A 13152-nucleotide genomic window follows, 5' to 3' on the forward strand; every position below is an offset into this window, starting at 1 on the left:
CTGAAAGGAAATAGCCATGAAAATCAGCGAAATTCTGAACAGCGGCAGGGTCACGGTTTCCTGCGAGCTGTTCCCACCGAAAAAAGACGACGATATCGCCCGGGTGAAGGAGGTTGTGCGCGACATCTCCGCGCTCAGGCCCGATTTCATGAGCGTTACCTACGGCGCGGGCGGCGGCACGTCCCGGAACACGGCCCGCATCGCATCGGAAATCCAGAACTGCGGCGTGACCGCGCTGGCACACCTGACCTGCGTTTCCTCCACCAGGGAAGAGGTCGGGCAGATATTATCCGGGTTAAAAGAACAACATATTGAAAATGTCCTGGCCCTGCGCGGCGATATTCCGCAGAATTCCGATTTCCCGTCCCCCGGCCAGTACCGCTACGCCGGCGAGCTGGTCAGGCAGATCAGGGAATACGGCGGATTCTGCATCGGCGCGGCCTGCTACCCCGAGGGACACGTCGAGTGCGCCCACCGGGAGGACGACATCGGCTACCTGAAAGAAAAGGTGGACAGCGGCTGCGACTTTCTGACTACGCAGATGTTTTTTGACAACAATATTCTCTACCAGTTCCTGTACCGGATTCTGGCGAAGGGGATTCATATCCCGGTGGTGGCGGGCATCATGCCGGTGACCAACAGCGGCCAGATCAGGCGGATCTGCGCGCTTTCCGGCACGGAGCTGCCGCCGCGCTTTCGGGCGATCGTGGATAAATTCGCCGACAAGCCCGCCGCCATGAAACAGGCCGGCATCGCCTACGCGACGGAGCAGATCATCGACCTGATCTCCAACGGCGTCAGCGCGATCCATATCTACACGATGAACAAGCCGGATATCGCGGCAAAAATCATGGATAATTTATCGGAGATCATCAGGGAATGAAAGAGACGGAAGAAGTGCTGCGCTATCTGGGCTACCGCGGCAAGCCTGCGGATGAGCGCACCCTGCTTACAATCGAATCCTGCATCAGCGAGCTGCGGGCCGCGGTCACTCCCCGCAGCCTCAGCCTGCTTCTGCCGGTGAAATTTGACGGGGACGCCGTTCTGCTCGGAAACCTGAGGGTGGAAAGCAGGGACTTGAGGAATCATCTTTCCGGCTGCGGGGAAGCGTACCTGTTCGCGGCCACGCTCGGCACGAAAGCGGATTTCCTTTTGGAGCGCGCCTCCAAAATCGACATAAGCCGCGCCGTGGTGCTGCAGGCCTGCGCCGCCGCGCTGACAGAGAGCGTCTGCGACGAAGCGGAACGGGAGCTTTCCGCCGAGGCGGCAAAGCGCGGGCTGTTTCTGCGGCCCCGGTACAGCCCCGGCTACGGGGACTTTTCCATCCTGCATCAGCGCGATCTTCTGGGGATTTTACAGGCGCAGAAAAAAATCGGCCTTGCCATGACGCAGGACAGCATGCTGGTGCCGACAAAATCCGTTACCGCGGTCATTGGCCTGACCGCGGAGCAGACGACCTGCCATATTGCGAAATGCATGGGCTGCAAGTCTTTGAATTGTCCGTTCAGAAAGGACTGATATCATGGGAATACTGGAAGACCTGGGAAAACGCATGGTCTTTTTTGACGGCGGCATGGGAACTCTTTTACAGGAAAACGGCCTCGGCCCCGGCGAGCTGCCGGAGCTGTGGAACCTGACCCGCCCCGAGCTGATCAAAGAAATTCATAGCAGGTACCGCGCGGCGGGCGCGGATATCCTGACCACCAATACCTTCGGCGCAAACCCGATCAAGCTGCACGGCTGCGGCCGTTCCACGGAGGAAATCGTAGCCGCCGCGGTGGCCCTTGCCAGAGAAGCCGCCCATGGCGCGCTGGTCGCCATGGACATCGGCCCGACCGGGAAGCTGCTCAGGCCGCTCGGCGACCTCGATTTCGAGGACGCCGTTTCCGCCTTTTCCCGGGCCGCCGCCGCGGGGGAAAAAGCCGGGGCCGACCTGATCCTGATTGAGACCATGAGCGATACCTACGAGTGCAAGGCCGCCGTGCTCGCCGCAAAGGAGAGCACCCGGCTGCCCGTTTTCGTCACCATGGTCGTGGATGAGCAGGGCAAGCTGCTGACCGGCGGCGACATCCCGGCGGCGGCCGCGCTGCTGGAGGGCCTCGGGGTGGACGCCGTGGGGCTCAACTGCGGGTTCGGCCCCGGGCAGATGAAAAAATTCCTCCCGCAGATGACACAGGCGTGTTCCCTGCCCGTGATCGTGACCCCCAACGCCGGGCTGCCCCGCACCGAAGGGGACAAAACCGTGTTTGACGTAAAGCCGGAGGAATTCGCCGCCGTGATGGAGGAAATCGCGAAGGAGGGCGCCTGGATTCTGGGCGGCTGCTGCGGCACGACCCCGGAGCATATCGCGGCGGTGGTGCGGCGGTGCAAAGACCTTTCCCCGCGTCCCATCGTCCCGAAAAACCGCACGGTGGTTTCCTCGTTCGCCCGGGCGGTCGTGTTCGGCGAAAAGCCGGTGCTGATCGGCGAGCGCATCAACCCCACGGGCAAATCCCGGCTGAAACAGGCGCTGCGCGACAACGATATGGATTACCTGCTGCGGGAGGCGATTACCCAGCAGGAAAACGGCGCCCATATTCTCGATGTGAACGTCGGCCTGCCGGAAATCGACGAACCCGCGCTCCTTCGCCGCGCGGTCATGGAGATTCAGGGGATTTCCGACCTTCCCCTTCAGCTCGACACCTCCGACCCGAAGGCGATGGAAGGGGCCATGCGCATTTACAACGGCAAGCCTCTGATCAATTCGGTCAACGGGAAAGCCGAATCGATGGAGGCGATCTTCCCGCTCGTGAAAAAGTACGGCGGCGCCGTGATCGCGCTGACGCTGGACGAAAACGGGATTCCGGCCACGGCGCAGGGCCGATTTGAAATCGCGGAAAAGATTGTGAGGACGGCCCGGGAATACGGGATTGACAAAAAAGACATTGTTTTCGACACGCTGGCCATGACCATCAGCGCCGGGCAGGAAAACGCCGCCATTACGCTGGAAGCCCTGCGGCTGATCCGCGACCGGCTGGACATCCACACCTCGCTCGGCGTTTCCAATATTTCGTTCGGTCTGCCCCAGCGGGAACACATCAACGCCGCGTTTTTCACCATGGCGCTGCAGAACGGGCTGGGAGCCGCGATCGTCAACCCCAATTCCGCCGCGATGATGGACGCGTACCATGCGTACTGCGCGCTCAGCGGCAGCGACGAGCAGTGCATGGACTATATCGCCCGCTATTCCGCGCAGAAAGCGGAAGCCGCGCCTCCGCCCGCCGCGGGGGAAATCTCTTTGCTGGACGCGGTGGTGCGCGGTTTGAAGGAAAGCGCGCACGCGGCGGCGCTCCGGCTGGTGGAAACGGAGGAACCGCTCGCTATCATCAATACCCAGATGATTCCCGCGCTTGACCGGGTGGGGAAGGATTTCGAGCAGGGCGTGCTGTTCCTGCCCCAGCTCCTGATGAGCGCGGAGGCCGCCAAGTCGGCGTTTGAGGTGATCCGGGTGAAAATGACTGTCAACGGGGAGCAGACGAAGAAGGAAAAAATCATCCTCGCGACCGTCAAGGGCGATATCCACGATATCGGCAAAAATATCGTCAAGGTCCTGCTGGAAAATTACAGCTACGACGTGATCGACCTCGGAAAGGACGTTCCCCCCGAAACGGTGGTGGACGCGGCGGAGGAGGGCGGCGTGAAGCTGGTCGGGCTCAGCGCGCTGATGACGACCACCGTTTCCAATATGGCGGAGACCATCCGCCAGCTGCACGAAAGGGTGCCGGACTGCCGGGTGATGGTCGGCGGCGCGGTGCTCACGCCCGAATACGCGCAGCAGATTCACGCGGACGCCTATTCCCGGGACGCGATGGGTTCGGTGCATTACGCGCAGAAGCTGTTCGGCGGGGAGTGACCCGCGGTTCCGATACAAAAAAGCTGCCGGAGGATTTTTCCCCGGCAGCTTTTTTAGCTATCCCCGAAAATCTCTTTTTTCAGGCGTTTTCCGGTCGGTGTGGCGGCAAGCCCGCCTTCGGAGGTCTCCTTCAGGCTGCGGGGCATCGCGTCGCCGATCCGCTTCATCGCGACGATCACCTCGTCGGCGGGAATCGCGCTCTGGATTCCGGCCAGCGCCAGCTCCGCGCCCACAAACGCGTTGGCCACGCCCATGGCGTTGCGCTTGATGCACGGGATTTCCACCAGCCCCGCCACCGGGTCGCACACAAGGCCCAGAATATTTTTCATCGCGATGGCGCAGGCGTGCCCCGCCATCTGCGGGGTCCCGCCCGCCAGCTCCGTCAGCGCCGCCGCTGCCATGGCGGAGGCCGCGCCGCATTCCGCCTGGCAGCCGCCCTGCGCGCCGGAAATGCTCGCGTTGTTGGCGATCACCATGCCGAACGCGGAGGCGGTGAACAGCGCCATCACCACGTCGCGCTCCGGAAGCTCCCGGTCCTCCATCACCGTCAGCAGCGCCGCTGGGATGATCCCGCAGGAGCCGGCGGTCGGCGCGGCGACGATCTTGCCCATGCAGGCGTTGCTTTCCGAGACCGCGAGCGCGCGCACCAGCGCGGTGCCGAACACTTTGCCGCAAAGGGTGCGGCCCTTGTCCACCGCCTGCTTCATTTTGTACGCGCCGCCGCCCGAAAGTCCGCTCACCGAGCGCATGTCCGGGTCAATGCCGTCCTCGACGGACTGCTGCATCACCCGGAAGCTTTCCAGCATCGTCCGGTACAGTTCCGGCTCCGGTTTTTCCAGCTCGCGCGCCTGGTCCTCCAGAACGATCTCCGATATTTTTTTATTTTCCCTTGCGGCCGCGCCCACAAGGTCTTCCACCGAATAATAAATTCCCATCTTCCACCAGGCCTTTCCGATTCTTGGTTCTTTAGCCGCGTCAGTCCGGCCGCAGCATGGTCGAGCGGAGGACGTCCGGCAGCTTTTCGATCCCGGCGTTGCTTTCCCGGCTGAATTCGCCGTCGACCTCGATGGTCATCAGCGCCGTTTCGCCCTTGTGCCCGCGGGTCAGCTTGAAGTTGCCGATGTTGACCCCCTGCGAGGCGATGTAGTTCGTCACGTGCGCGATTACCCCGGGGACGTCCCGGTGCAGGATCAGAAGCGTGGTCTGCTGCCCGGTGACGTCCACCTTCATCCCGTTGATTTCGCTGATGACGATGTTTCCGCCGCCCACGGAAGCGCCCTGCAGGGTCGCGGTATGCCCCTGCCCGTCCGTCAGGGTAATCACCGCCGTGTTGGGGTGAGCCCCCTCGATTTCGCCCTTTTCAAAGACGACGGAAAGGTTCCGTTCCTTCGCGAGCGCAAGGCTGTCGCGGATGCGGGGGTCGCTTGGGGACATGCCCATGATTCCGGCGACAAGGGCCTTGTCCGTTCCGTGCCCGCGGTATGTTTTCGCAAAGGAGCCGTGCAGCAGAATGTGCGCGCTCACGGGTTTGCCGTCCAGCAGCGCGCCGGCGATCCGTCCGATTCTTACGGCGCCCGCCGTGTGGGAGCTTGACGGGCCGATCATCACCGGCCCGATAATATCAAAAACATTCATAAGAAGCCTCCGCTGCCACATTCTAAAGGGAATGGATTTCAATTTACGCTGCTATTATAGCATAATGCACAGGTGTTTGAAACGGTCTTTTTCCGGCGAAGCCCCTGCGGGCTTCCTTTTCTTTTTTCGGTGAATTGTATATTATCATGCCCGGAACACAAGATAATATTTGTAAAAAAATTCCAATATTTATTTTGAACTTCAAAACTTTCTTGACAAAACGATTCTTTTTTGATATAATTAACAAATATTTTGAACTTCAAAATAAATGGCGAAAGGAGGGAACTGCATTGAATAACGAATACTCCCAGATCAATAATTTCCTTGTAAAAGTATTTAACGAGGTCCTGAGAACGGAAGAAGCAAGCCTGAAAACCAAGGAATCCCACAACCTTTCCATGCGGGAAATGCATGTGATCGAGGCGGTGTGCGACGGCACGCAGGAGGGCAAAAACACGGCTTCGGATATCGCGTGCTCCCAAGGGATTACCGCGGGCACGCTGACGACGACCATCAACACGCTGGTGAAAAAGGGCTTTGTCCAGCGGCAGCAGGACCAGCGCGACAAAAGGGTCGTCCGTATCCTCCCGACCGAAAAGGGAAAAAGCGTAAATGAGGTTCATTCCTCCTTTCACCACAAAATGGTTTCCGCGATCATGTCCGCCATGACGGAGGACGAACTGGCCATGTTTGTAAAGGGGCTGGCCGCGGTGAAAAACTTTTTTGAAAGCAACAAAAAATAGTGGAGGACTTCTATGGCTATTAAGATTATAACGGACAGCACGTCGGATATTGCCCTTGACCGTCAGGCCGAGCTCGGGATCGAAATCGTTTCCCTGAGCGTGCATTTCGGCGACAGGGAATATGTGGACGGTGTTGACCTTACCAAACCGCAGTTTTTTCAGATGCTTCACGACAGCGCGGAGCTTCCCACCACGGCGCAGGTCAACCCCGAACGGTTTGAAAAATTATTTGAAAAATACAGGAATAGCGGCGACGAGGTCATCGGTATTTTCATTTCAGGCAAGCTCAGCGGGACCTATCAGTCCGCGGTGATCGCCAAACAGGCGCTGGGAGCGGAAAATATCCATCTGATCGATTCGCTGACCGTCAGCTTCGGGCTGGCGCTTCTGGTTTATGAGATGCTCAGGCTGAGGGACGCCGGAAAAACCGCGGCGGAAATCTGCTCCGCGGTGGAAGAGCTGAAAAAGAGGCAGAGGTTTTACGCCATTATCGATACGCTGAAATATCTGAAAATGGGCGGCAGGCTGTCGGCCTCCTCCGCTTTTATCGGTTCCATGCTCCACATCAAGCCGATCGTCTCGATCGAAAACGGCGAAATCAAGGCGTTTGACAAAAAGAAGGGGCACAAGGCGGCCGCCCTGCGCATTGCGGAGATGATGGAGAAGGAAAAACCGGACCCCGCTCACCGCGTCTTTTTCGGCGACACCGATTCCCCGCAGTTTCTGAACCTTCTGAAGGACGCGGCGGGGTCCGTCGCGGACATTTCGGACAGCGAGATGATCGCCCTCGGGTCGGTCGTCGGTACTCACGGCGGGCCGGGCTGCGTGGGCGTATCCTATATTGCGCAGGGGGATTCCTGACGCGGAACACGGAGGAAAGAATGAGCTTTACGATCATCGGTACGGGAAGCGCGTTTCCGGCGTGCACAAAGACCAACGGGGAACTGTCGCTCCTGATGGATACTTCGGATGAATGGATCTCCACGCGCACAGGGATCAAAAGCAGGCACATTTCCACTTCGGAAACCCTGTGCGACTATGCCGCCGAAGCGGCGGCGCGCGCACTGAAGGACGCTTCCACGGCGCCGGAGGAGCTGGACCTGATCATCTGCTCCACCGCGCGGGGCGATCATATTACGCCGTCTCTTGCATGCGAAATCCAGCAAAGGCTGGGTGCGGTCTGTCCGGCGTTCGACCTGAACGCGGCCTGTACCGGCTTTGTCTATGCGCTGGATGTCGCTTTTTCTTATTTTTCGGCAAACAGGGCAAAAAGAATCCTGATTGTGTCGGCGGAGGCCATGTCCAGGCTGCTGGACTGGAAGGACCGCTCCACCTGCGTGCTTTTCGGCGACGGGGCCGGCGCGGCGGTGCTGGCGCCGGGGAACAGCCTGCTTTCCATCAAAATCGGGGCGAAGGGCGACACCGCCCCGCTCTACGCGGAAAATACGCGGGGCAACTGCCCGTATTCTCAGGTGAAACAGGTGGACCCGTACCTGAAAATGAACGGCAAGGATGTCTATAAATTCGCCGTGGCCGCCATGTGCGGTGACCTTGTACAGGTCATCCGCGAAGCGGGGCTGACGGAAGCGGACGTGGATTTTGTCCTGCCCCATCAGGCAAACCTGCGGATTATCGACGCGGCGATCGGAAAGCTTTCCATTGCGCCGGAAAAATACCGGCACAATATTGAACGGTTCGGCAACACCTCCTCGGCGAGCATCCCCATCCTGCTGGATGAGCTCCACCGGGCGGGGGAGCTGCACGCCGGAAATATCCTGGCGCTGACCGCCTTTGGCGGCGGCATGACCACCGGGGCCTGCATCCTCCGCTGGGGGCGAAAGGACGGTTCCGGTCAAAAAGAAGGTGAGGACTGCAGATGATCAAGACACCATTGTGTGAGCTGCTCGGGATCGAATATCCCATTCTACAGGGAGGAATGGCCTGGATCGCGGACGCTTCCCTTGCCGCCGCGGTTTCCAACGGCGGCGGGCTGGGCCTGATTTCCGCCATGAACGCGAACGCGGAATGGGTGAAGGGCGAAATCCGCAGGGCGAAAACGCTGACGGACAAACCGTTCGGCGTCAATATCATGCTGATGAGCCCTTACGCGCAGGAGGTCGCCCGGCTCGTCATTGACGAGGGGGTGCCGGTGGTAACGACCGGCGCGGGAAACCCTTCGCAGTATATGGCCGCATGGCTGGAAGCGGGCGTCAAGGTGCTGCCCGTGGTGGCCTCCACCGGCATCGCGAAGCGCGTCGCCCGGTGCGGCGCGGTCGCCGTCATCGCGGAGGGCTGCGAATCGGGCGGCCACATCGGCGAGCTGACCACCATGACGCTGGTGCCGCAGGTGTGCGACGCGGTGGATATCCCCGTCGTTGCGGCGGGCGGCATTGCGGACGGCCGGGGAATCGCGGCGGCGTTTTTGCTCGGCGCGGCCGGCGTGCAGGTAGGAACCCGGTTTTTGGTGGCAAACGAATGCGGGGTCCATCAGAATTATAAGAATAAAATCCTTCACGCGAAGGATATCGATACCCTGACGACCGGCAAGCGTACCGGGCATCCGGTGCGGGCGCTGAAAACCGCCTTTACCCGTGAATTCGCCAAAAAAGAATACGACGCCGATGTTTCCGTAAAGGATCTGGAGGCGTTCGGTTCCGGCGCGCTGCGCCGCGCCGCCGTGGAGGGCGACGAGAAAAACGGATGCTTTATGGCGGGCCAGATCGCGGCCATTGTCGATAAAGAGCAGCCCGCGGCGGAGATCATCCGGGAAATGTTCGGGGAAGCGGAAACTGTGTTAGGTGGTGCCGGAAAATGGGTAAAATAGCGTTTGTTTTTTCCGGGCAGGGCGCCCAGTATAGCGGCATGGGCAAAGACCTTTGTGAAAACAGCCCCGCTGCGAAAGAGGTGTTTGACCGCGCCGACGCGCTGCGGCCCGGGACCTGTGTGCAGTGCTTCGGCGGTACGCAGGAGGAGCTGAACCGGACCATCAACACGCAGCCCTGCGTGTTCTGCGTGGACTTGGCGGCGGCACAGTGCCTGAAGGCCGAAGGGGTCATCCCCGACGCGGTCGCGGGCTTTTCGCTGGGCGAGGTCGCGGCGCTGACCTTTGCCGGGGCTTTCGGCCCGGACGAGGGAATCCGGCTGGTGTGCCGGCGGGCGGCGCTGATGCAGGCCGCCGCGGAAAAGCACCCGAGCGGCATGGCCGCGGTGCTGAAGCTCCCGGTGGAAACCGTAAGGGAGCTTTGCGGCAGATATGAAAACGCTTATCCGGTCAATTACAACTGCAAGGGGCAGACCGTCGCCGCGGTTTCCAAAAGCGCGATGGACGCTTTCTGCCGGGACGTGCAGAAAGCGGGCGGCAGGGCCGTCCCTCTGGCGGTCAGCGGCGGGTTCCACTCCCCGTTTATGGACGAAGCGGCAAAAAAGCTGCTCCTGGAGCTGGAAACGGTGGGGATGAAAGCTCCTTCCCTGCCGGTTTACTCCAACGTGGACGCGAAGCCTTACGGGGAAAACGGGAAAGTCACGCTGTCGGAGCAGATCAACCACCCCGTTTACTGGCAGAAGTCCGTGGAAAACATGATCGCGGACGGAATCGATACCTTTGTGGAAACCGGCCCCGGGAAAACCCTGTGCGGCCTGATTAAAAAAATTTCTTCACAGGTGCGTATCCTCAATGTGGAAAACTTTGCGGACGCGCGGGCCGCTGCGGAAGAATTAAGGAGGAACCCATGCTGAAAGGGAAAACGGCCGTCGTAACCGGCGGCTCCAGAGGAATCGGCAAAGCCATCGCGCTGAAGCTGGCGCAGGAAGGCGCGGACATCGCCATCCTTTACGCCGGAAACGAGGCGGCGGCACAGGAGACCTGTTCTCTGATCGGGCAGTCCGGCGCAAAGGCGAAAGCCTACCGGTGCGACGTTGCGGACGACCGGCAGACCAAAGAAACAGTCGACGCGATTCTTGCCGACTTCGGCGGAATCGATATTCTGGTCAACAACGCGGGCATCGTGCGGGACGGGCTGATTCTCTCGATGAAGGAAGAGGACTTTGACACCGTGATCGATACGAACCTCAAGGGCGCGTTCCATATGATCAAGCATACCTACCGCCACTTCATGAAAAAAAGAAGCGGAAGGATCATCAATATCACCTCCGTTTCCGGCGTGACGGGAAACGCCGGCCAGGCCAACTATTCTTCCGCGAAGGCCGGGCTGATCGGTCTGACCAAATCCACGGCGAAGGAGCTTGCCGGACGGAACGTGACCTGCAACGCGATTGCCCCCGGCTTTATCGACACCGATATGACCGCCGCGCTGGCGGATAAGGTCAGGGAAGCCGCTATAGAGGCCATTCCGTTAAAGCGCATGGGCACCCCCGGCGACATTGCCGCGCTGGCGGCGTTTCTGGCGGGGGACGAGGCGGGCTATCTTACCGGCGAGGTCATTAAAATGGACGGCGGCCTCTGTATGTGATAACGTCAACCGCGCTGTATGCGGAGAATCGAGGATACAATGGCTTATTTTGATCAGAAACCACTCGTCATCGGTGACCTTGTGGCTCAGACCCCTGTTGTGCAGGGGGGAATGGGCGTCGGGATCTCCCTTTCCGGGCTTGCCTCCGCCGTGGCGAACGAGGGCGGAATCGGCGTGCTTTCCGCCGCGGTCGTCGGCATGATGCATCAGACCGGCCCCAGCGCCCGGGACAACATTGCCGCGCTCCGGGAGGAAATCCGCCGGGCGCGCGCAAAGACCAAGGGCGTGCTGGGCGTCAACGTGATGGTTGCGCTGAGCGACTTCGGCGAAATGGTGAAAACCTCCGTCGAAGAGGGCATCGACGTCATTTTCGCGGGCGCGGGCCTGCCGCTGAATCTGCCCTCCTTTGTGGGAAAGGGCTGTAAAACCAAGCTGGTGCCGATTATTTCTTCCGCCCGCGCGGTCAGGACGATCGCGAAATGGTGGAAGGAAAAATACAATTACACCCCCGACGCGTTTGTCGTCGAAGGGCCCATGGCCGGCGGGCATCTGGGCTTTCATAAGGAACAGATCGACGATCCGGAGTACCGGCTGGAAAAGCTGGTGCCGCAGGTTATTGAGGCGGTCCGCCCGCTTGAGGAGCAGGCGGGGCGCAAAATCCCCGTGATCGCCGCGGGCGGGATTTTCAGCGGCGCGGATATCCGGCGGTTTTTCAAGCTGGGCGCTTCCGCGGTGCAGATGGCGACCCGCTTTGTGGCCACCGAGGAATGCGACGCGGACATCGCCTTTAAAAACGCCTATGTCGCCTGTAAAAAGGAGGATATCGGCATTATCCAAAGCCCCGTGGGCATGCCGGGCCGCGCCATTGTGAACGGGTTCCTTCAGCAGGCCGCACGGGGGGAGAAGCACCCTACCAGCTGCCCGTTCCACTGCATTATTACCTGCAAGCAGAAGGAAAGCCCCTACTGTATCTCCATGGCGCTGATCAACGCCGGCAGGGGCAGGATGGAAAACGGTTTTGCGTTTATCGGGGCGAACGGTTATAAGGTGAAAGAGATCGTATCGGTCAAAAAGCTGTTCGAGACCCTTTCAGAGGAGTACCGGCAGAGTAAAGACGGCGCGCTTGCCGCAGTAAGAGAGGATTCAATATGAGAAGAGTGGTTGTTACCGGGATGGGCGTGATTTCGCCCGTTGGAAATACCGTGAAGGCGTTCTGGGACAGTCTGGTGGAAGGCCGGAGCGGAATCGATTTTATCACAAAATTCGATACTGCCGATTATAAGGTAAAAATCGCGGCGGAGGTCAAAGGCTTTGACCCGCATGACTATATGGAAAAGGGCGAAATCCGCAAAACGGACCTGTTCTCGCAGTATGCCATTGCCGCCGCCGCGCAGGCGGTGGAGGACAGCGAAATCCTCGGCAAGGTCGAACCCGAGCGGTTCGGCGTTTACGTCGGTTCCGGAATCGGCGGCATGAGCACCTTCATCAATGAGTGCGATAAGCTGCTCAAGGGCGGGCCGAGGAAGGTTTCCCCCCTCTTTGTCCCGATGATGATTTCCAACATGGCGTCGGGCAATATCGCCATCAAATACAACGCGCAGGGCCCCAGCCTTCCGGTCGTGACCGCCTGCGCGACCTCCACCAACGCGGTGGGCGAAGCGTTCCGCTCCATCCGTTTCGGGTACGCGGACGTCATCCTTGCGGGCGGAGCGGAGGCGACCGTCAATCCGCTCGCCATCGCGGGCTTTACCAACTGCATGGCGCTCTCCACCAAAAATATCCCCGAAGAATCCTCCATCCCGTTCGACAAGCGCCGCGACGGCTTTGTCATGGGCGAGGGCGCGGGAATTCTGGTGCTGGAGGAATATGAGCACGCAAAGGCCCGCGGCGCGAAGATTTACGCGGAAGTCAGCGGCTACGGCAACACCTGCGACGCGCACCATATTACGGCTCCCCATCCGGAGGCCGTCGGCGGCGCGAGGGCGATTTCCCTCGCCATGGAGGAAGCCGGGCTGCAGGAGGAGACGGAAATCTATATCAACGCGCACGGTACGGGGACTCCCCTGAACGACAAATCCGAAACCATTGCGATCAAAAAGGCGCTGGGCGACAGGGCGTACCATGTCTGTATCAGCTCCACCAAGTCCATGACCGGCCACATGCTCGGCGCGGCGGGCGCGATCGAGGCGATCGCCTCCGTGCTTGCCCTGAAAAACGGGGTGATCCCCCCGACCGTCGGCTACCGCGAAAAGGACGAGGACTGCGACCTTGACTATGTGCCGAACACCGCAAGGGAGAAGGACGTCAGCGCCGCGCTTTCCGTTTCGCTGGGCTTCGGCGGTCACAACGCCTGTATCGCCCTGCGAAAATACCGCGGCGAATAGGACTTGAATGTGGAAAGGACTGGTTTTGG

Annotated in this window: 13 protein-coding genes; 11 read left to right on the forward strand and 2 right to left on the reverse strand. The window is 60.1% G+C overall.

Going from position 1 to position 13152, the window contains the following annotated elements:
- Nucleotides 1-16: 16 nt before the first annotated feature.
- From metF to VXK30_RS00430, 3 genes are read left to right on the forward strand one after another with little or no spacing between them, the layout of a single operon-like run.
- Nucleotides 17-883, forward strand: a complete 867-nt coding sequence (gene metF / locus VXK30_RS00420) for a methylenetetrahydrofolate reductase [NAD(P)H] (RefSeq protein ID WP_275714977.1) — start codon at nucleotides 17-19, stop codon at nucleotides 881-883.
- Nucleotides 880-1518, forward strand: a complete 639-nt coding sequence (locus VXK30_RS00425; RefSeq protein WP_275714975.1) for a vitamin B12 dependent-methionine synthase activation domain-containing protein — start codon at nucleotides 880-882, stop codon at nucleotides 1516-1518. The genes metF and VXK30_RS00425 overlap by 4 nt, the downstream gene beginning before the upstream one ends.
- A gap of 4 nt (nucleotides 1519-1522) precedes the next feature.
- A complete protein-coding gene (locus tag VXK30_RS00430; RefSeq protein ID WP_275714973.1) occupies nucleotides 1523-3892 on the forward strand; it encodes a homocysteine S-methyltransferase family protein in 2370 nt (789 codons plus the stop codon).
- Between the two features lie 53 nt (nucleotides 3893-3945).
- Here VXK30_RS00430 and sdaAA read toward each other — a convergent pair whose 3' ends face one another.
- Both sdaAA and sdaAB read right to left on the reverse strand, forming a co-directional pair.
- The gene (sdaAA, locus tag VXK30_RS00435) at nucleotides 3946-4827 is read right to left on the reverse strand and encodes an L-serine ammonia-lyase, iron-sulfur-dependent, subunit alpha (RefSeq protein ID WP_275714971.1); all 882 of its coding nucleotides are present in this window, start codon (nucleotides 4825-4827) and stop codon (nucleotides 3946-3948) included.
- A gap of 40 nt (nucleotides 4828-4867) precedes the next feature.
- Nucleotides 4868-5527 (reverse strand): L-serine ammonia-lyase, iron-sulfur-dependent subunit beta, encoded by a 660-nt coding sequence (sdaAB, locus tag VXK30_RS00440; protein ID WP_275714969.1) that lies wholly within the window; start codon nucleotides 5525-5527, stop codon nucleotides 4868-4870.
- 290 nt (nucleotides 5528-5817) lie between these two features.
- Between sdaAB and VXK30_RS00445 the strand changes: the two genes are divergently transcribed.
- Genes VXK30_RS00445 through fabF form a run of 8 tightly spaced genes read left to right on the forward strand, consistent with a single transcriptional unit; the run spans nucleotide 5818 to nucleotide 13123 of the window.
- On the forward strand, nucleotides 5818-6270 hold the full coding sequence (locus tag VXK30_RS00445) for a MarR family winged helix-turn-helix transcriptional regulator (RefSeq protein ID WP_275714967.1): 453 nt from the start codon (nucleotides 5818-5820) through the stop codon (nucleotides 6268-6270).
- Between the two features lie 12 nt (nucleotides 6271-6282).
- On the forward strand, nucleotides 6283-7131 hold the full coding sequence (locus VXK30_RS00450; protein ID WP_275714965.1) for a DegV family protein: 849 nt from the start codon (nucleotides 6283-6285) through the stop codon (nucleotides 7129-7131).
- A gap of 20 nt (nucleotides 7132-7151) precedes the next feature.
- Nucleotides 7152-8150, forward strand: a complete 999-nt coding sequence (locus tag VXK30_RS00455; RefSeq protein ID WP_275714963.1) for a beta-ketoacyl-ACP synthase III — start codon at nucleotides 7152-7154, stop codon at nucleotides 8148-8150.
- Nucleotides 8147-9094, forward strand: coding sequence for an enoyl-[acyl-carrier-protein] reductase FabK (gene fabK / locus VXK30_RS00460; RefSeq protein ID WP_275714961.1), 948 nt, complete (start codon nucleotides 8147-8149; stop codon nucleotides 9092-9094). The genes VXK30_RS00455 and fabK overlap by 4 nt, the downstream gene beginning before the upstream one ends.
- A complete protein-coding gene (locus VXK30_RS00465) occupies nucleotides 9082-10005 on the forward strand; it encodes an ACP S-malonyltransferase (protein WP_275714959.1) in 924 nt (307 codons plus the stop codon). The genes fabK and VXK30_RS00465 overlap by 13 nt, the downstream gene beginning before the upstream one ends.
- Entirely contained in the window at nucleotides 9999-10739 is a 741-nt protein-coding gene (fabG, locus tag VXK30_RS00470; RefSeq protein ID WP_275714957.1) for a 3-oxoacyl-[acyl-carrier-protein] reductase, read from the forward strand. Before VXK30_RS00465 ends, fabG begins: the two co-directional genes overlap by 7 nt.
- Before the next feature lie 39 nt (nucleotides 10740-10778).
- On the forward strand, nucleotides 10779-11891 hold the full coding sequence (locus tag VXK30_RS00475; protein ID WP_275714955.1) for an NAD(P)H-dependent flavin oxidoreductase: 1113 nt from the start codon (nucleotides 10779-10781) through the stop codon (nucleotides 11889-11891).
- On the forward strand, nucleotides 11888-13123 hold the full coding sequence (gene fabF / locus VXK30_RS00480) for a beta-ketoacyl-ACP synthase II (RefSeq protein ID WP_275714953.1): 1236 nt from the start codon (nucleotides 11888-11890) through the stop codon (nucleotides 13121-13123). The genes VXK30_RS00475 and fabF overlap by 4 nt, the downstream gene beginning before the upstream one ends.
- Nucleotides 13124-13152 lie beyond the last annotated feature (29 nt).

The organism is Caproiciproducens sp. CPB-2, assembly GCF_036287215.1.
GTDB lineage: Bacteria > Bacillota > Clostridia > Oscillospirales > Acutalibacteraceae > Caproiciproducens.

Bases quoted from the DNA above. Each gene is read 5' to 3' on its own strand.
- metF (WP_275714977.1), top strand. From the start codon at position 17: ATGAAAATCAGCGAAATTCTGAACAGCGGCAGGGTCACGGTTTCCTGC.
- VXK30_RS00425 (WP_275714975.1), top strand. From the start codon at position 880: ATGAAAGAGACGGAAGAAGTGCTGCGCTATCTGGGCTACCGCGGCAAG.
- VXK30_RS00430 (WP_275714973.1), top strand. From the start codon at position 1,523: ATGGGAATACTGGAAGACCTGGGAAAACGCATGGTCTTTTTTGACGGC.
- sdaAA (WP_275714971.1), bottom strand. From the start codon at position 4,827: ATGGGAATTTATTATTCGGTGGAAGACCTTGTGGGCGCGGCCGCAAGG.
- sdaAB (WP_275714969.1), bottom strand. From the start codon at position 5,527: ATGAATGTTTTTGATATTATCGGGCCGGTGATGATCGGCCCGTCAAGC.
- VXK30_RS00450 (WP_275714965.1), top strand. From the start codon at position 6,283: ATGGCTATTAAGATTATAACGGACAGCACGTCGGATATTGCCCTTGAC.
- VXK30_RS00455 (WP_275714963.1), top strand. From the start codon at position 7,152: ATGAGCTTTACGATCATCGGTACGGGAAGCGCGTTTCCGGCGTGCACA.
- fabK (WP_275714961.1), top strand. From the start codon at position 8,147: ATGATCAAGACACCATTGTGTGAGCTGCTCGGGATCGAATATCCCATT.
- VXK30_RS00465 (WP_275714959.1), top strand. From the start codon at position 9,082: ATGGGTAAAATAGCGTTTGTTTTTTCCGGGCAGGGCGCCCAGTATAGC.
- fabG (WP_275714957.1), top strand. From the start codon at position 9,999: ATGCTGAAAGGGAAAACGGCCGTCGTAACCGGCGGCTCCAGAGGAATC.
- VXK30_RS00475 (WP_275714955.1), top strand. From the start codon at position 10,779: ATGGCTTATTTTGATCAGAAACCACTCGTCATCGGTGACCTTGTGGCT.
- fabF (WP_275714953.1), top strand. From the start codon at position 11,888: ATGAGAAGAGTGGTTGTTACCGGGATGGGCGTGATTTCGCCCGTTGGA.